This window comes from Pseudomonas sp. TE3552 (assembly GCF_056278945.1).
Genome location: NZ_JBWBQJ010000001.1, coordinates 3433660 through 3454334, shown reverse-complemented (window position 1 = coordinate 3454334; position 20675 = coordinate 3433660). Strand labels below are relative to the sequence as shown.

18 protein-coding genes and 3 pseudogenes are annotated in these 20675 nt (G+C 59.5%); 4 read left to right on the top strand and 17 right to left on the bottom strand.

The annotated features are described in order from the left end of the window. Positions 1–48 precede the first annotated feature (48 nt). Complete coding sequence (locus ACZ9BB_RS15435) at positions 49–1011, top strand: zinc-binding dehydrogenase (RefSeq protein ID WP_476214493.1); 963 nt, start codon at positions 49–51, stop codon at positions 1009–1011. 167 nt (positions 1012–1178) lie between these two features. On the opposite strand, the gene ACZ9BB_RS15430 is transcribed toward ACZ9BB_RS15435, so the two are convergent. The 6 genes from ACZ9BB_RS15430 to ACZ9BB_RS15405 form a co-directional block, all read right to left on the bottom strand. Then, positions 1179–1832: an HAD family hydrolase gene (locus tag ACZ9BB_RS15430; RefSeq protein ID WP_192346996.1), complete on the bottom strand. Its 654-nt coding sequence runs from the start codon at positions 1830–1832 to the stop codon at positions 1179–1181. A 34-nt stretch (positions 1833–1866) separates the two neighbouring features. Further along, positions 1867–2856, bottom strand: coding sequence for an ABC transporter ATP-binding protein (locus ACZ9BB_RS15425; RefSeq protein ID WP_476214492.1), 990 nt, complete (start codon positions 2854–2856; stop codon positions 1867–1869). Beyond that, positions 2853–3653: an ABC transporter permease gene (locus ACZ9BB_RS15420; RefSeq protein WP_476214491.1), complete on the bottom strand. Its 801-nt coding sequence runs from the start codon at positions 3651–3653 to the stop codon at positions 2853–2855. The genes ACZ9BB_RS15425 and ACZ9BB_RS15420 overlap by 4 nt, the downstream gene beginning before the upstream one ends. Further along, positions 3640–4485: an ABC transporter permease gene (locus ACZ9BB_RS15415; RefSeq protein WP_476214490.1), complete on the bottom strand. Its 846-nt coding sequence runs from the start codon at positions 4483–4485 to the stop codon at positions 3640–3642. The genes ACZ9BB_RS15420 and ACZ9BB_RS15415 overlap by 14 nt, the downstream gene beginning before the upstream one ends. Further along, the gene (locus tag ACZ9BB_RS15410; protein ID WP_476214489.1) at positions 4482–5288 is read right to left on the bottom strand and encodes an alkaline phosphatase family protein; all 807 of its coding nucleotides are present in this window, start codon (positions 5286–5288) and stop codon (positions 4482–4484) included. Before ACZ9BB_RS15410 ends, ACZ9BB_RS15415 begins: the two co-directional genes overlap by 4 nt. A gap of 214 nt (positions 5289–5502) precedes the next feature. Beyond that, positions 5503–6570: an ABC transporter substrate-binding protein gene (locus tag ACZ9BB_RS15405; protein ID WP_476214488.1), complete on the bottom strand. Its 1068-nt coding sequence runs from the start codon at positions 6568–6570 to the stop codon at positions 5503–5505. Between the two features lie 350 nt (positions 6571–6920). Between ACZ9BB_RS15405 and ACZ9BB_RS15400 the strand changes: the two genes are divergently transcribed. Beyond that, positions 6921–7634 (top strand): UTRA domain-containing protein, encoded by a 714-nt coding sequence (locus ACZ9BB_RS15400; protein ID WP_095633750.1) that lies wholly within the window; start codon positions 6921–6923, stop codon positions 7632–7634. A 3-nt stretch (positions 7635–7637) separates the two neighbouring features. On the opposite strand, the pseudogene ACZ9BB_RS15395 reads toward ACZ9BB_RS15400, so the two are convergent. The 7 genes and pseudogenes from ACZ9BB_RS15395 to minC form a co-directional block, all read right to left on the bottom strand. Beyond that, positions 7638–9775 (bottom strand): annotated as a pseudogene (locus ACZ9BB_RS15395) (mechanosensitive ion channel domain-containing protein). Between the two features lie 76 nt (positions 9776–9851). Beyond that, on the bottom strand, positions 9852–10028 hold the full coding sequence (locus ACZ9BB_RS15390; protein ID WP_007898847.1) for a hypothetical protein: 177 nt from the start codon (positions 10026–10028) through the stop codon (positions 9852–9854). Positions 10029–10257: 229 nt separating this feature from the next. Next, positions 10258–11548 (bottom strand): annotated as a pseudogene (locus ACZ9BB_RS15385) (M18 family aminopeptidase). A 239-nt stretch (positions 11549–11787) separates the two neighbouring features. Beyond that, entirely contained in the window at positions 11788–12423 is a 636-nt protein-coding gene (locus ACZ9BB_RS15380; RefSeq protein WP_030131660.1) for an RluA family pseudouridine synthase, read from the bottom strand. A gap of 231 nt (positions 12424–12654) precedes the next feature. Further along, positions 12655–12909 carry a cell division topological specificity factor MinE gene (minE, locus tag ACZ9BB_RS15375; protein WP_223487640.1) on the bottom strand — a complete coding sequence of 85 codons (255 nt, stop codon included), beginning with the start codon at positions 12907–12909 and terminating at the stop codon, positions 12655–12657. Beyond that, on the bottom strand, positions 12909–13721 hold the full coding sequence (gene minD / locus ACZ9BB_RS15370; protein WP_030131659.1) for a septum site-determining protein MinD: 813 nt from the start codon (positions 13719–13721) through the stop codon (positions 12909–12911). Before minD ends, minE begins: the two co-directional genes overlap by 1 nt. A gap of 201 nt (positions 13722–13922) precedes the next feature. Then, the gene (minC, locus tag ACZ9BB_RS15365) at positions 13923–14660 is read right to left on the bottom strand and encodes a septum site-determining protein MinC (protein ID WP_105339951.1); all 738 of its coding nucleotides are present in this window, start codon (positions 14658–14660) and stop codon (positions 13923–13925) included. A gap of 118 nt (positions 14661–14778) precedes the next feature. On the opposite strand from minC, the gene ACZ9BB_RS15360 reads away from it, so the two are divergent. Together ACZ9BB_RS15360 and ACZ9BB_RS15355 are read left to right on the top strand one after the other, a co-directional pair. Continuing rightward, positions 14779–15711, top strand: coding sequence for a lipid A biosynthesis lauroyl acyltransferase (locus tag ACZ9BB_RS15360; protein WP_476214487.1), 933 nt, complete (start codon positions 14779–14781; stop codon positions 15709–15711). A gap of 35 nt (positions 15712–15746) precedes the next feature. Beyond that, positions 15747–16919 (top strand): patatin-like phospholipase family protein, encoded by a 1173-nt coding sequence (locus ACZ9BB_RS15355; protein WP_476214486.1) that lies wholly within the window; start codon positions 15747–15749, stop codon positions 16917–16919. Positions 16920–17037: 118 nt separating this feature from the next. Here ACZ9BB_RS15355 and ACZ9BB_RS15350 read toward each other — a convergent pair whose 3' ends face one another. From ACZ9BB_RS15350 to ACZ9BB_RS15335, 4 genes and pseudogenes are all read right to left on the bottom strand, one after another. Beyond that, positions 17038–17823: an outer membrane protein OmpK gene (locus ACZ9BB_RS15350; protein ID WP_476214485.1), complete on the bottom strand. Its 786-nt coding sequence runs from the start codon at positions 17821–17823 to the stop codon at positions 17038–17040. A gap of 603 nt (positions 17824–18426) precedes the next feature. Then, positions 18427–18537 (bottom strand): annotated as a pseudogene (locus ACZ9BB_RS15345) (hypothetical protein); the annotation flags it as partial. A gap of 173 nt (positions 18538–18710) precedes the next feature. Then, complete coding sequence (locus ACZ9BB_RS15340; protein ID WP_476214484.1) at positions 18711–20018, bottom strand: urate hydroxylase PuuD; 1308 nt, start codon at positions 20016–20018, stop codon at positions 18711–18713. Between the two features lie 50 nt (positions 20019–20068). After that, on the bottom strand, positions 20069–20572 hold the full coding sequence (locus tag ACZ9BB_RS15335; protein WP_476214483.1) for an ureidoglycolate lyase: 504 nt from the start codon (positions 20570–20572) through the stop codon (positions 20069–20071). Positions 20573–20675: the final 103 nt, after the last annotated feature.

The following is a 20675-nucleotide window of genomic DNA, read 5'->3' as shown; positions in this document are numbered from 1 at the left end:
CCCGGCGCTACAGCTTCGGGCTCAGTCCAGACTCACTATGGAGGCACTGTGAAAGCATTGCAAGGCGTTGAGGGGCGAGTGGAGTGGGTTGAAGAGCCGAGTCCTACGTGCGATGTAGGACAAGTTCGCATCCGAGTAGCGGCATCAGGACTCAATCGCGCCGATTTGTTACAGAAAGCCGGACTTTATCCGCCACCGCCGGGGGCCAGTCAAGTACTGGGTCTTGAGTGTTCGGGGGTGATCAGCGAGGTCGGCCCGGGCTCGTCCTGGCAGGTCGGCGATCGGGTTTGCGCCTTGCTGGCCGGGGGTGGGATGGCCGAAGAGGTAGTTGTCGACGGACGGCATGTGTTGCCGGTTCCTGAAAGTTTGTCCCTGGCCGAGGCCGCAGCGTTGCCAGAAGTGTACGCAACCGTTTGGCTGAATTTGTTTCAACTGGCTGCGCTCAAACCGGGTGAGAAAGTTCTCTTGCACGCCGGGGCAAGTGGAATCGGTTCAGCTGCCATTCAGCTGTGCAAGGCGTTTGGTAACCCGTGCTGGGTCAGCGTCGGTTCTGCCGAGCGTCTGGCTTACTGTGAAGCATTGGGCGCCCAGGGTGGCGTGGTGCGCAACGAAAACCTGGACAGCTTGAACGATCTGGGGCCGTTCGATGTGATCCTCGACCCGGTGGGGGGCAACTATGCTGCCCTGAACGTCAAACTGCTGGCTCGCGATGGGCGTTGGGTGCTGATCGGTTTGATGGGCGGTCGTGAGGCTCAGCTGGATCTGGCCCAGGTGCTGGCCAAGCGTTTGCAACTGCTGGGTTCGACCCTGCGTAATCGCGACGAGCAGTTCAAGGCCGATTTGTTCAGCGATCTTGGCCAACACGTCTGGCCGCTGTTTGCCGAAGGGCGTTTGAGCCCGCAACTGGCCAAGACGTTTGCGATCGAGGAGGCCGAAGCGGCGTTTGCGGAACTGGCGACCAATAAGGTGTCGGGGAAGTTGGTGTTGGTGATTGACGAGAGCCTGAGCTGACAACATGAACCTGTGAGTGCCTTTGTGGCGAGGGAGCTTGCTCCCGCTCGGTTGCGAAGCAGCCGCAAAACCTGAAAACCGGTTTTACCTGGCTAGCCACAGTGACTGATCTCAGGGCCGCTTCGCGGCCCAGCGGGAGCAAGCTCCCTCGCCACAGGGGATCCGGGTTATTTCCAGATATGGATTGGCCAGCCGGCTTTTTCGGCGTGTTCGAGCAAGACTGGATCCGGATTGACCACATGCGGGAAATCCACCTTCAGCAACAACGGCAAATCATTGCGTGAATCCGAATAGAAACTCGCGCCTTCCAGGTTTTCCTCTTCGGCATCCAGCCATTCCAGCAACCGGGTGATCTTGCCCTCGCGGTAGGTCAACGTGCCAACGGTATTGCCGCTATACACCCCGTGTGCCACTTCCAGCTCGATACCGAGAATCTCGTCGATGCCCAAGCGGTCGGCAATCGGCTTGACCAGATGCGTGCCCGAGGCCGAGATCACGAGGATTCGGTCGCCGGCCTTGCGGTGGGCGGCGATGGCTTTGGTGGCGTCGCTGAAGATGATCGGCTCGATGAAGTCTTCTACCCAAGGCGCCACCAAGTGCTCGACCTCTTGCGGTGTGCGACCGATCATCGGCTCAAGGCTGAAGGTCATGTACTCCTCCATGCGCAACTTGCCGTGGCTGTAAGCGTCCATCAGTTCGTTGTTCTGACGCATGAACGACTCGGGATCGACCCAGCCCAGGCGTCCCATTTGCTCGCTCCAGAGGGTGGCGCAGTCGCCATGGATCAGGGTTTCATCCAGATCAAAAATTGCCAGGGCCATCAGTGCAGTTCTCTCTTCAACATCAGCAAGGTCATCAGGCTACCTCACGCAGGGCCGTCGGATCGATGGAAAGTGCCAGGCGCTGACCATCGGGATGCAAATCGGCCGCCGAGCGGTTCAGTACATCCACCACCAATTCCACGCCCCGGGCTTCGACCCGGTAGCGAATCACGTTGCCCAACAGGCTGTGGCTGCGGATCTGCGCGTCGAGTTCGCCGTTGAGGCTCAGCTCGATGGCCTCCGGGCGAATGGCGATGCGGTGGGTGATCGTTCGTTGCAGCAGTTTCGTCGCGCTGGCGGCGTCCAGCAGGTTGTAGTTGCCGATGAAGCCTGCGGCAAACACATCGACTGGTGCGGTGTAGAGGGTTTCGGCATCGCCGCTCTGTACGATCTTTCCCTGATTCATCAGGAAAATTCGGTCAGACATGGTCAGGGCTTCTTCCTGATCGTGAGTGACGAAGATCGTGGTCAGGCCCAGTTCGCGCTGGATCTGACGGATCTGTTCGCGCAGGTGCTTGCGAATCCGCGCATCCAGCGCCGACAGCGGTTCATCCAGCAGCAACAGGCGAGGCCGTGTTACCAGAGAGCGGGCCAGCGCGACACGCTGGCATTGGCCGCCGGACAGTTGATGGGGGTAACGGGCGGCGAAGTCATTGAGTTCCACCAGTTGCAACACTTCGGCGACGCGTTTGTGGCTGTCGTCGGCATTGACCTTTTGCATGCGCAAACCGAAGGCGACGTTCTGCTCCACGGTCATGTTCGGAAACAGCGCATAACTCTGGAACACCATGCCGATCCCGCGTTTCTGCGGGCTCAACGGCACGAGATCGTGACCCTCCAGCAGAATCTTGCCGCCGTCCACCGAAGTCAGCCCGGCAATGCAGCGCAGCAGGGTGGACTTGCCGCAACCGGACGGGCCGAGGAGGGTGACGAATTCACCTTTCTGGATTTCGCAGTTGATGTCGCTGAATACGGTAGTTCCAGAGTAATTTTTCTGAAGGTGTTGGACGCTGACATAGCTCATTCGCTTTTGTCCTTGTTCAAAATATTGGCCGCCCAGGTCAGAACCAGCACAAAGAAGAAGTAGGAGATCACCAGCGCACTGGTGAAGTGGCCGCTGCTGTTACGCATGTTGTTGAGGTAGACCTGCAGGGTTTCGTAGCGGGTGCCGACGAGGATGTTGGCGAACACGAACTCACCGAACAGGAACGAAAACGACAGCAGCAACGCCACCATCAGACCCTTGCGCAGGTTCGGCAGCACCACCAGGAATGCCGCTTGCCAGGTGCTGGCCCCGAGCAGTTGCGCGGCGTCCATCAGGTCGCGCAGGTTGATCGCTTGCAGGTTGTTGGTGATCGCCCGGTACATGAACGGCAGCGCCACGGTGAAGTAGCAACCGATCAGAATCCACGGCGTACCAACCATCGCGAACGGCCCCGAACCATAGAGCTGCAACAACCCCACCGAGGACACCACCGGCGGCACCGCGAAGGGCAGCAGGATCAGGATGTTCATCAAGGCGTCGAGTTTCGGGAAGTGGTAATGCACCACGAACAGCAGCGGCAGAATCAGCACCACCGACAGAATCAGCGAGCCAACACAGACCAGCAACGATTGACCGAATGCGTCGAGAAAGCGCGGATCGCTCCACAGCTGGATGTACCACTTGAAGGTAAAACCGCTGGGCATAATCGTCGCCGACCAACTGCTGGCGATCGAATAGATCAGCGTGCCGGCCAGTGGCAACAGCAGAATGGCAAACAGCAGATACACGACAAACCGGTGGTAGATACCAACGGGCCCCAGTTCAGTGCGAGACATGGTAGCTCCTCTTCAACAGCAGCTGATGCACGATGGTCACCAGGGTCATCAACGCCACCAGCACTACGGCCAGAGCGCTGGCCAGGTTCGGGTCCAGAGAAATGTCCCCGGAGACCATCGCCGCGATACGGATCGGCAACACGTTGAAGTTGCCGGTGGTCAGGGCGTAGACCGTGGCATACGCGCCGAGGGCGTTGGCCAGCAGAATCACGAACGTGCCCAGTAAAGCCGGGGTCAGCACCGGTAAACCGATGTGTCGCCAGAATTGCCAGCCGTTGGCGCCCAGCAAGGCTGCGGACTCACGCCAGTCTTCGCGCAGGGCGTCGAAGGCCGGGTAGAGCAGCAACACGCCCAAGGGGATCTGGAAGTAGGTGTAGAGGATGATCAGCCCGGTTTTCGAGTACAGGTTGAAATCCTGAATGATCCCGGCCTGTTTCAGCATGATGGTGATGCTGCCGTTGAACCCCAGCAAAATGATGAACGCGAAAGCCAGGGGCACGCCGGCGAAGTTGCTGGTCATGTTGGCGAAGGCGTTGACGAAGTTGCGCAGTTTCGAATCGACCCGGCGCAGGGAATAGGCGCCGAGCACGGCGATGATGATTCCAAACACGCTGGACCAGAAACTGATCTCGAGGCTGTACTGGATTGCCTGCAAATAGAACTTCGAGTTGAAGATTTTGCTGAAGTTGGCCAGGCCCCAGCCGAACTCTTCCGATTGCAGGCTGTTGATCATCACCCAGAGCAGCGGGGCGATCTCGAACACAATAAAAAACAGTGCGAAGGGCACCAGACACAACGCTGCCAGCCATTTACCACGGGTGATGGCATTCACTTGAGCAGCTCCCGGCACACAGGTTTGTCGTGGGGCGCGCCGAGCAATTCGCAGACGGTACCGCACAGTTCGATTTGTTTCGGAGTGGCGCTTTTGTTGAAACTGAAAGCATCGCCGAGGACGAACAGCGGCACTTCGCGTTCTTCGGCCAGCAGACCGTTGTGGGAGCGGTCGTTGTTCATGCCGTGGTCGGCGGTCACCAGTACTTGATAACCGGCGTCGAGCCAGTCTTGCAGGTAGTCGGCGAGGATGATGTCGGCCGAGCGGGCGCTGTTGCGATACTGCGCCGTGTCGAGGCCGTGCTTGTGCCCGGCATCGTCGATGTTCATGGGGTGGACCAGCAGAAAGTTCGGGGCGTGGCGCAGGCGCAGGTTTTCCGCGTCGGCGAACAGGTGCGAGTCCGGGTAGTGGTCGCTCCAGTAGAAGTGACCGTGCTGGATCGGCAGTTTCGGGTCGTCGGTGTGACGGTCCCGGGCGGCCACGAACGGCGAACGGTTATACAGCTCGCTGACCCAGTGATAGGCCGCGGCGGCGGTGACCAGGCCGGCGTCGGTGGCGTAATGGTAGATGCTGCGCTGGTTGGACAGGCGCGAGACGTTGTTGTGAACGATGCCGCTGTCGATCGGCGTAACGCCGGTCAGGATGCATTCATAAAGCGGTCGGGACAGGGCCGGCAGTTCGCACTCCAGTTTGTAGAGTGCCGCGCGTCCTGCGCCAACATAAGCCTGCAGATGCCCCATGGCGTGGCGCGCGACTTCGTAATTGAGGCCGTCGAGCACGACAAGGATGACGTTGTGCTTCATAGGGGCTGGGACTCCGCGAAAACAGATGATTCAAATACGCAACCAATCCCCTGTGGGAGCGAGCTTGTGGCGAGGGGGCTTGCCCCCGTTCGAGTGCGCAGCGCTCGCAGATCCTGGGTCCGCTGCGCGGCCCAACGGGGGCAAGCCCCCTCGCCACACAAGCCCGCTCCCACACTGGATCTCCATTGGGTACCCAATGTGGGGATCTACAGGCTTACGGCATATTGATGATGACTTCTTCCTGCCACTTCTGTGGCAGCCCCTTGGAGGTCTTTTCCCATGCCTCGGCGTCTTTGATCGGCGTGACCTTTTTGTACTGCTCGTTAGGCAGCAGCTTGGTTTTCACGTCTTCCGGCAGTTTGATGTGCTCGGCGCGGATCGGACGGGCGTTGCCTTTGGCCAGGTTGATCTGGCCGGCGTCGCTGAAGATGTATTCGCGGGCCAGTTTGGCGGCGTTCGGGTTCTTCGCGTATTTGTTGATGATGGTGGTGTAACCGGAAATCACCGAGCCATCGGATGGAATCAGCACGGTGTAGTCATCCGGATTCGCCATCTTGGCCCTGTAGCTCAGGCCGTTGAAGTCCCAGACCACGCCGACTTCGATTTCACCCTTTTCCATGGTGGCGATCGTCGGGTTGGCCATCGACAGGCGGCCTTGCTTGGCGATGTCGGCGAACAGCAACAGGGCCGGCTGAATGTTTTTCTCGTCACCGCCATTGGCGAGGGCGGCGGCCAGTACGCCGTTGGCCGCTTGGGCCGCAGTACTCACGTCACCGATAGAGACCTTGTACTTGCCGGTCTTGAGGTCGGCCCATTTGGTCGGCGCTTCGGAACCGTGCAGCAGCTTTTTGTTGACGATGAACGCGATGGTGCCGGTGTAGGCCAGCGCCCAGTTGCCGTCCTTGTCCTTGGCCCAATCCGGAACCTGTGCCCAGGTGGTGGGTTTGTAAGGTTGCACCACGCCCTGCTTGACCGCGATCGGGCCGAAGGCCGCGCCGACGTCGCCGATGTCGGCAGTGGCGTTGTCTTTTTCGGCGGCGAACTTGGCGATTTCCTGGGCCGAGCTCATGTCGGTGTCGATGTGTTTGAGGCCGTATTTTTTGGCCAGGTCTTCCCAGGTGCCTTTCCAGTTGGCCCAGTCATCGGGCATGCCGACGCTGTTGACTGCGCCTTCCGCTTTCGCAGCGGCTTCCAGGGTTTTCAAATCGGTATCAGCCGCCATGGCGGTGGTGCACAGGGCGATGGTCGAGCCTAACAGTGATGCCAGGAAAAGCTGTTTCATCCGAAGCTCCTTTGGGCGTTTTCAACGCTGCGATTGCGGTTGTGTTGGTCTAGGTCAGCAATACCTGAGCCAATTTAGGCGCCCTCGATGACATTTTGATGTCGACGACCGGTTTGCCTGGATTTTCTGCGCTCGGGTACGCGGGGTGCGAGTTAAGCGTAGACCATGGCTAAAGGGCTGATATGAAAGGGACTTGGCCATGAAATTGCAGGTGTCTGGTGCAACCGTTCGGCGGCTTTGTCATCTGCCAGTCATGTGCAGTGCCTAGGCTTGCAGGCAGTTGAAGGAACCGATTTGAGTCGCGGTTCTGCCCTGAATCAGTGCTGGTCTAGTCCAGATAGGTAACGTTGATGCGCATCGAGACAACCAAAGCGGTGACAGCGATCGGGCAGGTTCTGCAGGAACAGCTCGACCATGGTCTGTTGGCGCCCGGGAGCAAGTTGCCGGCAGAGCGCAAGCTCAGTGAGTTGTTCGGTACCACGCGGATCACCGTGCGTGAGGCTTTATTGCAGTTGGAGGCCCAGGGCCAGATTTATCGCGAGGAACGACGCGGCTGGTTCGTATCGCCGCCGCGGCTGGCCTATAACCTGATGCAGCGCAGTCACTTTCACGCAATGGTCAGTGCGCAGGGGCGAGTGCCGTCCACCGAAGTCATTTCAGCGCGCTTGCAACCGGCCTCGGCGGCGGTATGTGCCTGGTTGCAATTGCCGGCGCTGTCGAGCGTGATTCAGATCTGCCGATCACGGCGCATAGACGGGCGCCTGGTGCTTTACGTGGAGCACTATTTGAATCCGCAGTATTTTCCAGGGATTCTCGATTTCGACCTGAATCAGTCCATCACCGAACTGTACGCGCGGCATTACGATTTGCATTACGGACGGGTGCGCTTCGAGATTGTGCCGACCGCGCTGTCGGTGGACGCGGCGGCGGCTTTACGGGTGTCGGTGGGTAGCCCGGGGCTGCGGATTGCCCGGGTCAACTACGATCAGCATGAGCGGTTGATCGATTGCGACCTCGAATTTTGGCGCCATGATGCGATTCATGTCGGGGTGGATGTGGTCTGAGCTTTATTCCTTGGCGACGTGCACACTCATGCGCGGCGTCGCCAGATCCAGCCCGGCTTCATCCAGGTGCCGCTTGAGCGACAGGTTGAACGCCCGGGAAACTTCCCACTGTTTGATCGGCGCGGTCTTGAAGCGCGCGCGAAGAATCGCGTTGCCGGATTCGAAACTTTCTACCCCCTGAATCTCCAGCGGCGACCAGATATTTCGCCGTTGCAGCGGGTCGGTGCGCATTTTCTGGCCGACGTCACGCATCAGTTTGATCGCCTCATCGATGTCCATGTTGGAGGGCACCGCCACCCGGAAGATCGCGTAGCCGAATTCCCGGGAATAGTTCTTGATGCTTTTGATTTCGCTGAACGGAATGGTGTGAACGATGCCGTCGATGTCCCGCAGGCGCACGGTACGGATGGTCAGGCCTTCGACCGTGCCCAAGTGGCCGCCGACGTCTACGTAGTCATCGATGGCCAGGGAATCTTCGATGATGATGAACAGCCCGGTGATCAGGTCGGCCACCAGTGACTGCGCGCCGAAACCGATGGCCAGGCCGATCACACCGGCACCGGCCAGCAACGGCGTGACGTTCATGCCCATGTTTGCCAGGGCGACGATCAGCGCGATGATGAAAATCGCCACGAACAGTACGTTGCGGATCAGCGGCATCATTGTCTGTGCGCGGGCATTGGCCTGGCCTTTGCGCGCGAGCGGGTGAGGGCGTGATGCACGGCGGTGTCGCTGAGAATCCAGATCAGCCAGGCAAAAATCAGTGTGCCACCGAGGCTGAACAGTTTGACGCTGACTTCATGGCCTTCGCCTTCGGTGAAGCGGATCAGTGACATGCCCCAGACCCGCAGGCCGAGTTCGATGAAGGCCAGCCATACCACCAGATGGGCAAGGGTGTAGAAGAAGCTTTTCAGGCGATCCGAATACAGTGCGTGGCGCTTGGGGCCGCGTTGTGGTTTGAGTGCGTGACGGCGCACCAGCCCGTTGATGACCATGCACAACACCAGCAATACGGTGCAGATCAGCGACTGACGCAAGGCGGTGCTGGTGTCACCGGCAGAGATAAAGGTGGCGAACAGCGAGATGCCCACCAACACCAGCGCAGGCAGATACCAAAAGGTCCCGAGGATTTCTATCGTGTCGCTCAGGGCCCGGCGAGTCAGGCGCCGGGACAGCGGCTGGTTGCGGATCAGGTGCGCGATGGGCCGCCGGAAACGCAGAATGAAAAAGCCTGTAAAGATCGCCGCCAGCACATTGGCGAACGTCGCTGCAGTGTGGGCCAGGTGGCTGCCGAGACTGGCGATCAGACGCGGGTCATTCAGGGCTTCACCGAAGGCGGCGAAACTGCCGATCAGCCACAACGGGCGAAAGGCCTGATGCCGCAGGATGTACAAGGCGCGGTGGCGATGCGGGCCATCCAGCACGGAAAATGCGATGACGCAGATCGCCGAGAAACAAGTGCCGACCACCAGCGCATAGGCCAGCACCATGGCCAGGCTTTTGCCCAATGACGAGGGCAGGGCGTAGGTCATGTAAACCGTCATGACCAAGGCAATCATCCATGGTCCGAGTTTGCGCAAGGCGAAACGCAGCATGTCCAGCGCCTTGGGGTGTTGCGGCAATTCTTCGGTGAGGCCAAAACGCATGCGCACCCGGTGACCGAGCCAGATCAGGGCGGCGGCCAGCAAGCTCCAGACCATCAGAATCATGGCGAAGGCCAAGATGATCGGCAGCCATTCATTGGCCGGCAACATCAGCGCCACCAGTTCATCCTTGGCCAGGTCGACCTCTTCGGACCAGCGCGTGAGGGGGCTGTCGGCGCCGGAAAATTGCTTTTCGAAACTGGCCAGGGTGCCGCCGATCAGGCCCAGCACGCCTTCTTCGGTGGTCGGTTGGGCTTTTTTGGCGACGTCACGCAGCTTCTTCAGGTCCGCCAGGAGTTTGGTTCGCTGCTGATCGTTTTCCAGGGACTTGATGACTTCGTCCAGGGATTGCCCCAACGGCTCTTGTGCTTCTGGCTGGGTTTTCGCCGAGCCGTTGAGCAGTCCCGGCAAACCAACCGCCTGGGCAGGCGCCATCGGCAGCAGTGTCATCAGGCAGACAAGGAAAAAACACGGCAGGGCAAAAAGACGAGCGAACACTAGGCGGTCAACCTCGCGATGAGAATCGGCCGAGTGTACGAGCCCGTCAAAATCAATGCGAGCCGGGCACGAGTATTTATTCGTTGAGTTTGGCGAGGATCTTGTAGATCACGGTGGCGAGGATCATCAGCATGCCGACCCACATCGCGAACACACCGGCGTTTTTGTCGCGAAAGTTGAAGCCGATGGCCAGCATGATCATCCCGGAAAGAATCGGGATCAGCATGGCGTGGAACGAAGACAACGAGATCATGGTGACAGCCTTGTCGGAGGGGGGTACTGCAAGTCTAGGCGGATTTCGGACGAGCGGAGGTGATGAAGATCATCGTGGCGAGGGAGCTTGCTCCCGTTGGGCTGCGAAGCAGCCCCAAAACAAGCAATATCGGGTTATCAGACAGACCGAGCTTGCCAAGTTACGACTGCTTCGCAGTCGAGCGGGAGCAAGCGCCCTCGCCACAAAAGTTACTTTTTAATCCCCAAAACTACGGCAATTCCTGGCAGGCGTAAAACGCGCTCAGCACTTTGACCAAGTGCGCCAGGTCATGACTGCCGCACAGCTCTCGGATCGAGTGCATGGCGAACGTCGGCAGGCCGATGTCTACGGTGCGCACGCCCAGGTGGCTGGCGGTGATCGGGCCGATGGTCGAGCCGCAGCCCATGTCGCTGCGTACCACGAAGCTCTGCACCGGTACTTCTTCGGCCATGCACAAATGGCGGAAGAAGCCGGCGGTTTCACTGTTGGTGGCGTAGCGCTGGTTGCTGTTGACCTTGATCACCGGGCCGGCGTTGAGTTTCGGGCCGTGGTTGGCGTCGTGCTTGTCCGCATAGTTGGGGTGCACGCCGTGGGCGTTGTCGGCCGAGACCAGCAGGGATTTCTGAATGGTCCGTACGAATTCATCCCCTTCGGGCAACAGACGACGCAGGGTTTGCTCAAGCATCGGACCATCGGCGCCACACGCCGAGCAGGAGCCGACTTCTTCGTGATCGTTGCAGACCAGTACGCAGGTTTCGTCGGTTTCCGCCGTCAGCAAAGCTTGCAGGCCGGCGTAGCACGACAGCAAATTATCGAGGCGCGCACCTGCAATGAAATCGCCATGCAGGCCGATGACCGCGGCGCCTTGGGTATCGTAGAAGCTCAGCTCGTAATCGAGTACCACGTCGGCGTTCAGGCCATGTTCGCGGGCCAGTTGATCGGTGAGCACAGCGCGAAAGTCCACGCGCTCGTCACCGGCGAATTGCGCGAGGACCGGCGGCAATTCGGTCTGGGCATTGATCGCCCAGCCCATGTTGGCTTCACGGTTGAGGTGAATGGCCAGGTTCGGAATGATCGCGATGGGTGCCTTGAAGTCGATCAACTGGCTCTCGACCTTGCCATCACGGCGGAAGGTCATGCGGCCGGCCAGGGACAGGTCGCGGTCGAACCACGGCGCCAGCAGGGCGCCGCCATAGACTTCAACGCCAAGTTGCCAGAAACCCTGACGTTGCAGCTCCGGCTGGGGTTTGACTCGCAGGCACGGGCTGTCGGTGTGCGCGCCGACCAGGCGAATGCCGCCATTGCAGGGGGGAATGACGACCCATTTTGATCGCGACGATCGAAGAGTCGTTGCGGGTGACGTAGTAACGACCATTGGCTTCGGTTGTCCACGCCTCGCGCTCGTCGAGGCGCACATAACCGGCCGCTTCCAGGCGTTGGACAAGGCTGGCGGTGGCATGGAACGGGGTAGGGGAGGCCTTGAGGAAGTCGATCAGGCCTTGGTTCAACTCTTCGCGCATAAGAAGCTCCAGACAGCAGTGGCGCCAGTTTAGCGTATTGAAAGCGCAAAGTGCGGCGGGCCTGTTCTTGGTGGTGTATGAGTTTTAATGTGGCGAGGGAGCTTGCTCCCGCTCGGCTGCGTAGCAGCCGCAAATCCTGCTTGCACGGTGTGCCCGGCAGGATACGGTCGCTGGTTTTGGGAGCGCTCCGCACTCCAGCGGGAGCAAGCTCCCTCGCCACAGAAGCCTGTTCGCCACAGTTAAAACGGTGCCGGGCACTCGAAGCGCAGGCGTTCGCCCGTCTGGGGGTGAGTGAAGCTGAGCATGCTCGCGTGCAGGCACAAGCGTGGCCAGGCAGCCAGTGCCTGTTCATGGGCATAGAGCCCGTCACCTAACAGCGGATGCCCAATGGAGAGCATGTGCACGCGCAACTGGTGAGAACGGCCGGTGATCGGTGTCAGCTCGACGCGGCACCAGTCGCCACATCGCTCCAGCACACGCCAGAAGGTCAATGCGTGCTTGCCGAACTCGTGGTCCACTACATGGCGTGGCTTGGTTGGCGGATCGTAGCGCAGGGGCAGGTCGATGCTGCCGCTGTCCAGTTCCGGTTGTCCCCAGCACAGGGCGGTATAGGCCTTTTCGGTTTCGCGGTCGTGAAATTGTCGAGATAGCTCACGATGAGTGTCCGGATCACGGGCCAGCAGAATGATGCCGGACGTTTCCCAGTCCAGCCGATGGACAATTCGCGCTTCCGGGTAGCCGTTTTCTTGCAGGCGCGTAATCAGGCAGTCCTTGTTGTCGTCGGCCCGGCCAGGGACGGAGAGCAACAGGGTCGGTTTGTCCACCACCAGTACGGCGGCGTCCTGATGGATGATGCGGATGTTGGACAACGGCATTAAAACAGCCTCGTAACAAACACCAACGGCGGCTCAGGCCCCGCGCCCTGTAGGAGCGACCTGTGGCGAGGGGGCTTGCCCCCGTTGGGCTGCGAAGCAGCCCCAAAACTTCCGGTGTACCGAAGGTCCTGTGAGTGCTGCGCACTCAAACGGGGGCAAGCCCCCTCGCCACAGTTCGCCCCCAAACAGGATCTGGAGGGCCTGAGCCGCCGTGGCTCCTGCCGGATCGACTCAGCGATCTGGCAGGGTGATATTGAGTTCCAGGATCGAGCAACTGCCCTGGTTTTCCAGAGCGACGTGCACGTCATCGGACCCGATATTGACGTACTTGCGGATAACCTCCACCAGTTCCTTCTGCAAGGCTGGCAGGTAATCCGGCGTACTGCGCTGGCCGCGTTCATGCGCCACGATGATCTGTAGACGCTCTTTCGCTACCGACGCGGTGTTTTGCTTTTTGTTGGCACGAAAGAAGTCAAAAAGATTCATTACCTACCTCCAAAAAGGCGCTCGAAGAAACCCTTCTTCTCGACATCAAGGAACCGGTGTTCGCGATTTTCGCCCAGCAGGCGGTCAACGGTATCGCTGTAGGCCTGACCAGCATCGCTCTGGTCGTCGAGAATCACTGGAATACCCTGGTTGGATGCCTTGAGCACCGCCTGGGATTCAGGGATCACGCCGAGCAATGTCACCGAGAGAATATCCTTGACGTCTTCGACGCCGAGCATTTCGCCCTTGCTTACACGTTCTGGATGGTAGCGGGTGATCAGCAGGTGTTCCTTGATCGGGTCTTCGCCTCTTTCGGCACGACGGGACTTGCTGGCCAACAGGCCCAGCATGCGGTCCGAGTCACGTACGGAGGAGACTTCCGGGTTGGTCACCACAATCGCTTCGTCGGCGAAGTACATGGCCAGGTGGGCACCTTTCTCGATGCCGGCCGGGGAGTCGCAGACCACGAAATCGAAGTCTTCCTTGAGCTGCATCAGGACTTTTTCCACACCTTCGACGGTCAGCGCGTCTTTGTCGCGGGTCTGACTGGCGGCCAGCACGTAGAGGTTTTCCAGGCGCTTGTCTTTGATCAGGGCCTGTTGCAGGTTGGCTTCGCCGTTGACCACGTTGACGAAGTCGTACACCACGCGGCGTTCGCAACCCATGATCAGGTCGAGGTTACGCAAACCAACGTCGAAGTCGACGATAACTGTTTTGTGACCGCGCAGAGCGAGGCCGGTACCGATAGCGGCGCTGGTGGTGGTCTTACCCACACCACCCTTGCCGGATGTAACCACGAGAATCTTGGCCAAGGTGTTTTACCCCTAAGGAAAAAGGACGTTTAGCCCCTGAAAAACATCTCTTGAAAAACTACTGCAGTCGGACAGCCTTGGCTGGAATCCGGCTCTGAGCGGCGTTTACCCCCGGTAAACACTGCTTTTAGCCTTTTTCCTACTTCGTTTGAGCCGTTTTCGCTATGTTTTAGAGATGCTTGGAAAATGCGGCAGTATCCGTTAAAGCCGAATGATGTTCAACACGTCGCCCGACAGGCTGACTTGTACGCCCGCGCCCCACAATGGATCACGACGCAGATCCTCGGAAACCTTGTAGTGACCGGCGATGGAGACCAGTTCAGCGGTCATTTGCTGGCAGAAAATCCTGGCTTTCGTGTCACCTTTGACGCCGGCCAAGACACGACCGCGCATCGGGCCGTATACATGGATGTTCCCATCGGCGAGAAGTTCCGCCCCCGGGCTGACCGACGAAATCACCACCAGATCGCTGCCCTGGGCATAAATCTGCTGACCACCACGTACTGGCGACGTGATGATTTTCGTCGGTTTGATGGTCGGCTCCGGTGGTTTTTCCGGTTTTTTCGCTACGACGCCTTCGAGCGGGTCGAGCGGGCGTTCTCGCGCGCCGGACGGCGGCAGCACTGGCAGATCGACCGCAATGGCCGCTGCGATGTCTTCGATGCGGCTGGCCCGGATCGCCAGGGTGCGCAGGCCATGCTGGCGGCAGATGCGCATCAATCCCGGCAGGTCGACCGAGCCTTCGCTGGCCGGGAGTTTGTCCAGGGCCAGTACCAGCGGCGCGTTGCTGAAGAAGTTGGGTGCCTGGGCGACCTTGGCGGCCAATTGCCGATCAAGGTTCTCGAGGTCGTTACGGGCCAGTTCCAGCACCGTAATGGCGAGCATGCTGCCCTTCAACTGGAACACGGGATCTTGGTCTAGCGGTTCGGTTTGGCTCATGGTCGGCATACAACGGCTTGTCACTAAAAGTGCCGAGACTTATAACGAGAACGCCCGCGGGCCGCAAGCCGGGTCGAACGATGTAGAATGCGCGGCCATTAACTTTCCGGAACCTTTAATGGAACGCCCGCGATTTCGAACAGCATTTCTTTCTCCGCGTTTCTGGCCGCTGTGGTGTGGCCTGGGGCTGTTGTGGCTGATTGTGCAGTTGCCGTATCCGGCGTTGCTGGCGATCGGTCGCGCCCTGGGTGCATTGATGTACCGAGTGGCCGGCGACCGACGGCGCATTGCCAAGCGCAATCTTGAGCTGTGTTTCCCTGAAAAGTCCGCCGATGAGCGCAAGCGCCTGCTCAAGGAAAACTTCGCGTCCACCGGCATCGCCTTCTTCGAGATGGCCATGAGCTGGTGGTGGTCGCGCAAGCGTCTGGCGAAACTGGCCCATGTCGAAGGCCTGGAGCATTTGAAGCAGGCCCAGCGCGACGGCAAAGGCGTGATTCTGATGGCTGTGCATTTCACCACGCTGGAGATCGGCGCGGCGTTGCTCGGTCAGCAGCACACCATCGATGGCATGTACCGCGAACACAAGAATCCACTGTTCGACTACATCCAGCGTCGTGGCCGCGAGCGGCACAACCTCGACTCGCTGGCGGTGGAGCGCGACGACGTGCGCGGCATGCTCAAACTGCTGCGGGCCGGCAGAGCGATCTGGTACGCACCGGATCAGGACTACGGCGCCAAGCAAAGTATCTTTGTGCCGCTGTTCGGGATTCAGGCGGCGACCGTTACCGCCACCAGCAAATTCGCCAGGCTGGGCAAAGCGCTGGTGGTGCCGTTCACCCAGGAACGCCTGGCGGATGGCAGCGGTTATCGGTTGGTGATCCATGCGCCGCTCGAGGGCTTTCCCGGCGAGACGGAAGAAGCTGACTGCATTCGGATCAACCAGTGGGTCGAAAGTGCTTTGCGTGAGTGTCCGGAGCAATACCTCTGGGCGCATCGCCGCTTCAAGAGCCGGCCACCGGGCGAGCCGAAACTGTACGCCAAACGCGGTTGAGTCACCGACCCCTATAAGCACCATGGAGCGTTGCAATGAGTTCTGCTGAACCGGTTACAGGGTTGATTCTTTCCGGCGGTGGGGCTCGCGCGGCCTATCAGGTGGGCGTGCTGGCGGCGATTGCCGAACTGCTGCCGATGGGGGCGGCGAATCCGTTCCCGGTGATCGTCGGCACCTCGGCCGGTGCGATCAATGCGGTCAGCCTGGCCAGTGGGGCGATGGATTTTCGGGGCGCGATTGAGCGTCTGACGACCTTCTGGCAAGGTTTTCGCAGCCATCTGGTATTACGCAGCGATTGGCCGGGGGTGATCCATCAGGCCACCCGTTTTGTCAGTCACAACCTGATGGGCATTGGCTCGCCGGTGCCAGTGGCCCTGCTCAACAGCTCGCCGCTGCGCCGTTTACTCAATCACAAACTGCACATGCCCGGGATTGCCGAAGCAATTGCGCAAAAGCAATTGCAGGCGGTGGCGGTCACGGCGTTCGGCTATGAGTCCGGCCAGGCCGTCACGTTTTATCAGGGCGGCGGCACCATCGAGTCCTGGTTGCGCCATCGGCGAATTGGCGTGCCGACACAATTGAGCGTCGACCATCTGCTGGCCAGTTCCGCGATTCCGTTGCTGTTCGCGCCAGTAAAAATCGGCGAAGAATATTTCGGCGATGGCGCGGTGCGTCAATCGGCACCGATCAGCCCGGCCCTGCACCTGGGCGCCAACCGCGTGCTGGTGGTGGGTGTCAGCGGCAACCCGCGCGGGGTCGATCCGCAACAACCGCTGCAACGCGCCTATACCGGTCAGCAGCCGACCCTGGCGCAAATCGGTGGGCACCTGCTCAACAGTACGTTCATTGACAGCCTGGAAAGTGACATCGAGTTGTTGCAGCGTCTGAACCAGTTCAGCCACCTGCTGCCCGACGGCACATCGAGTCGTGCATTGGGGGCGGCGCCAGTGGAAGTGCTGGTGATTTCGCCGAGCCAGCCGATCGATGAGATTGCGGCGCGGCACCGGCAGGAGTTGCCGGCGGCATTGCGTCTGTTTTTGCGCGGGCCGGGGGCGACGAAGACCAGCGGGGCGGGGGTGCTGAGTTATCTACTGTTTGAGGCAGGGTATTGCAGCGAATTGATTGACCTGGGGCGGCGCGATGCGTTGGCCAAGCGGGATGAGTTGTGTCGGTTTCTGGGGTTGGTGGAGCCTGCGGTTCCGGCTTGAGATTTGTGGTGCGGCTGTTCGCGGGCAAGCCTCGCTCCTACAGGATTTGCGTCGTTCACATGGCCGAAGAACGACAAAAAACCTGTAGGAGCGAGGCTTGCCCGCGAAGCTTTTACGATCAGAAGTGGAACTTCACCAGCAAGCTCGTATTGCTCTGATCTGTCTTGAAGGACTGGCTGTCCTTGATCCCGTACTTGTCTGACCAGTAGTCGTACTCGACACCCACATACAACTGCTTCTCGCCAATGTTCAACGCTTTACCCAGGTCATATTTGATCTGCGGGTTGAAGTGCAGGTTGGCGTGGTAGGTGCCTTTGCTGTTCTGGTCGTTGTCGACCACCCAGTCCATGAACCCGTCGATCAGGATGTTCGAATCGCCCACGGGAATGGTGTAGGACCAGACCGGCGTGATCTGCCAGACGTTGTCACCGGGGCGGCTGCCTTCGGTGTGACGCTGGTAGAAGTTCAGCTGGAAGTAGTCGAAGCCGGGAATCGCCAGGTCGAAACCCGGACCGATCAGGTAGGACTCGGTATCGCCCTCACCAAACTCGTACGTCATGGCCAGCAGCACGTCCTTGACCGGGCCAAATTCCAGTTTCTGGTCGAAGATCTTGCCAAACGACAAGCGCGGGCTGATCTCGCCGTAATAGGTGTTCGAACCGACGCCGCTGTCATCCTTGCCGTTGTAGAAAATCTTGTCGACGAACACGAAGTTGTCGCCGTACTTCCAGGCATCGGCGTGCTCGAAAGTGACGGTTTGCTGAATGCGCGGGTTAACCTGGAAGTCCTTGCCATAGAGGTAGGTCAGGCTGTTGTTCTGCCATTGCAGCAAGTCGCCGGCCATGGCCTGGCCCCCGGCCAGCAAGGATCCCGCGAGCATCAGGCTGGTGCACGTACGTTTCATTCGGTTGCTCCCAAAAAGTAGGTGGTTCCACGTTATTTTTCTAAGGTCGGCGCTCTGGTGTGGCGCCTTTTCTTGCTGCTGTAAAAAATCATCCATCCGGTCAGCTTTGGTGCTGTTAGCAAGAGCTGAGCCAAGGCTTTCAAAAAGCCAAAAAACGCCCATTCGGCTGTTCGAAAACAGTCGATTGAGCGTCATTTCGGGGTGCCTTGGTACTGTCCAGAGCCTGGATAAGTTGTCTTTCTGGTCAGGAATTAAATCCGCGCTTTTTTTTAGAGCGGATTCTGGTGGCCGCGGAGAATACTGACTCCTTGGACAGGTCTCAAGTGCCCCGCAACAGAGCGTCGGGGACAGGTTTGGGGCGCGGTTGTCAGCGGTCAGCCTGGTGTCGCTAAACGACAGGCTTTTCTGGTCATGAATCATCTGTTGCTCCCTTTTGTTTTTATTGTTTGAGGCACAGGTAGCCACTCCTGTGGGAGCGAGGCTGCTGGCGATGGCGTTGGTTCAGTCAACATTGATGTTGAATGTCATACCGTCATCGCGAGCAGGCTCGCTTCCACAGGGGGTGTGTCTTTTAGTGGGTCAGTGCGGGTGGGCGTGGCAGCCGGCTTCCTGAAGAATCTTGATCCCGGTGGCGGCGACCATGCCGAACTTCGCAATCGCCGTGCCGCCCACCGAAGGTGGAATCGACGCCGCCAGGAGCGCCGCTTTCGGCAGTTGCAAGAGGGGTAAACGTTGAATGGCGGGTGCGTCGGGGATGCGGGCTTCGGATAGCTCGGACATGCAACACCTCGGATCTTTTTTATTCTTGTGATTTGTGTATCAGGTGGACCTGTGACGGGGGGGCTTGCTGTGGCCATAAAAGCCCCCTCGCCACAACGGTGTGTTGCTTATTGGGTTTGGGCTCCCTGAACAATCCACGCGCCGATCAGGTCACGTTCCTGCTGGGTCATCTGGGTGATGTTGCCCAGTGGCATGATCTGGCTGGTAACGGCTTGAGCCTGGATGCGGGCAGCGTTTTGGCGGATCTGTTCTGGCGTATCGAACATCACGCCAGCCGGTGCTGCGCTGAACAGTGGGCTGGTGGGTTTGGCCGAATGACAGACGGCGCACCGTTCCTGAATCACACTGTGAACCTTGTCGAACGTCGGGCCCTGATTCGAGGCCTGAGCCTGAGCCGGTGCAGCGGCAGGCGCAGCAGGTTTCACGGCTTCAGGTTTGGCACCACCACCCAAGGCAGTTTCCGGCAGCGGCTGGTACTCGATGGTGCCTGGCGCCTTGGCCACTTCAGGCGCGCTGGACATCGGCGTCGGGCCGGTCACGTATGCGAGGCAAATCATGCCGACCGCCGCAACGGGCAGGGTCCAGGCGAATTTGTGGCTGTCGTGACGGGTGTTGAAGTAGTGGCGCACCAACACCGCCAGCACCGCGATCCCGGCCAGGATCAGCCAGTTGTATTGGCTGCCGTAGGTACTCGGGAAGTGGTTGCTGATCATGATGAACAGCACTGGCAAGGTGAAGTAGTTGTTGTGCCGCGAACGCAGCAAACCTTTGGCCGGCAGCGCCGGGTCGGGCGTGCGGTTCTCGGCAATCGCCGCCACCAGGGCGCGTTGGGCCGGCATGATGATGCGGAACACGTTGGCGACCATGATGGTGCCGATGATGGCGCCGACGTGCAGGTACGCACCACGACCGCTGAACACTTTGCTGAAGCCGTAAGCGGAGCCGATGATCAGCACGAACAGAATTGCGCCGAGCAGGGCAGGGCGTTTGCCCAGGGCAGAGTCGCAGAGGAAGGAGTAGATGAACCAGCCGATGAACAGCGAGCCGAGGCCGATGGCCACGCCTTCAGGGCCGCTCAGGGTGCTGCCAGGTGCCAGCAGGTACAGCGTCGGGTTGGAGTAGAACACCACGCACAGCAGCGCGACCCCTGACAGCCAGGTGAAGTAGGCTTCCCATTTGAACCAGTGCAGGTTGTCCGGCATGGTCGGTGGAGCCAGTTTGTATTTTTCCAGGTGGTAGATACCGCCGCCATGGATCGCCCACAAATCGCCCGCCAGGCCGTTTTTCGGGTTGACCCGGTTGAGGTTGTTTTCCAGCCAGACGAAATAGAACGACGCACCGATCCAGGCCACGCCAGTGATCATGTGAACCCAGCGCACGCTCAGGTTCAGCCATTCCAACAGATGTGCTTCCACAGTCTTTACCTCTCGCCTGTCACTCTGTCGTCGAGTGATCAGACCTTCTCTTATTGGTGGGGGGCGAGGATCAAACACTCATCCTCTTTGAAAAAATGCTCATCGCAGTTATTGCCTGTGCCACTGCGATCAACCACCAGGAAGTCATCCCGCTTTTCGATCGTCAGCACCGGGTGGTGCCAGACGCCGCGATGGTAATTAATGCCCTGCCTGCCGTTGGTGACGAAGGCGCGGACCAAGCCTGATACAGGTTCATCGCCAAGTGGCGCGACCACGATCAGAAAGGGGTTGCCGAGCAGCGGAATGAACGCCTGGCTGCCCAGCGGATGACGCTCCAGCATGCGCACGGTCAGCGGCATGTCCTGCGCGTCGGCGCGGAAGATGCTGATGATCGCCTTGTCCTCTGGCGTAGCGGTTTCCACCGTCGCCAGTTTATGGAAGCGCATGGTTGAACCGTTGTTGATCATGAAGTGATCGCTGCCGTCGGTTTCGATCACGTCACCGAAAGGGGCGAAGGCTTCTTTGGTCAGCGGTTCAATCGTCAATGTGCGCATGCTGGTCTTCTTATCCAAAATTCTGTGTTGTTTGTTGTGGCGAGGGCGCTTGCTCCCGCTGGAGTGCACAGCACTCCCGATTCTTTTTAAACAAAGAGCGGGG

Excerpts from the sequence above, each read along its gene's own strand:
- ACZ9BB_RS15430 (WP_192346996.1), bottom strand. The coding sequence starts at position 1,832 with ATGGCCCTGGCAATTTTTGATCTGGATGAAACCCTGATCCATGGCGAC.
- ACZ9BB_RS15425 (WP_476214492.1), bottom strand. The coding sequence starts at position 2,856 with ATGAGCTATGTCAGCGTCCAACACCTTCAGAAAAATTACTCTGGAACT.
- ACZ9BB_RS15420 (WP_476214491.1), bottom strand. The coding sequence starts at position 3,653 with ATGTCTCGCACTGAACTGGGGCCCGTTGGTATCTACCACCGGTTTGTC.
- ACZ9BB_RS15410 (WP_476214489.1), bottom strand. The coding sequence starts at position 5,288 with ATGAAGCACAACGTCATCCTTGTCGTGCTCGACGGCCTCAATTACGAA.
- ACZ9BB_RS15405 (WP_476214488.1), bottom strand. The coding sequence starts at position 6,570 with ATGAAACAGCTTTTCCTGGCATCACTGTTAGGCTCGACCATCGCCCTG.
- ACZ9BB_RS15400 (WP_095633750.1), top strand. The coding sequence starts at position 6,921 with ATGCGCATCGAGACAACCAAAGCGGTGACAGCGATCGGGCAGGTTCTG.
- ACZ9BB_RS15390 (WP_007898847.1), bottom strand. The coding sequence starts at position 10,028 with ATGATCTCGTTGTCTTCGTTCCACGCCATGCTGATCCCGATTCTTTCC.
- ACZ9BB_RS15380 (WP_030131660.1), bottom strand. The coding sequence starts at position 12,423 with ATGCCGTTGTCCAACATCCGCATCATCCATCAGGACGCCGCCGTACTG.
- minE (WP_223487640.1), bottom strand. The coding sequence starts at position 12,909 with ATGAATCTTTTTGACTTCTTTCGTGCCAACAAAAAGCAAAACACCGCG.
- minC (WP_105339951.1), bottom strand. The coding sequence starts at position 14,660 with ATGAGCCAAACCGAACCGCTAGACCAAGATCCCGTGTTCCAGTTGAAG.
- ACZ9BB_RS15360 (WP_476214487.1), top strand. The coding sequence starts at position 14,779 with ATGGAACGCCCGCGATTTCGAACAGCATTTCTTTCTCCGCGTTTCTGG.
- ACZ9BB_RS15355 (WP_476214486.1), top strand. The coding sequence starts at position 15,747 with ATGAGTTCTGCTGAACCGGTTACAGGGTTGATTCTTTCCGGCGGTGGG.
- ACZ9BB_RS15350 (WP_476214485.1), bottom strand. The coding sequence starts at position 17,823 with ATGAAACGTACGTGCACCAGCCTGATGCTCGCGGGATCCTTGCTGGCC.
- ACZ9BB_RS15335 (WP_476214483.1), bottom strand. The coding sequence starts at position 20,572 with ATGCGCACATTGACGATTGAACCGCTGACCAAAGAAGCCTTCGCCCCT.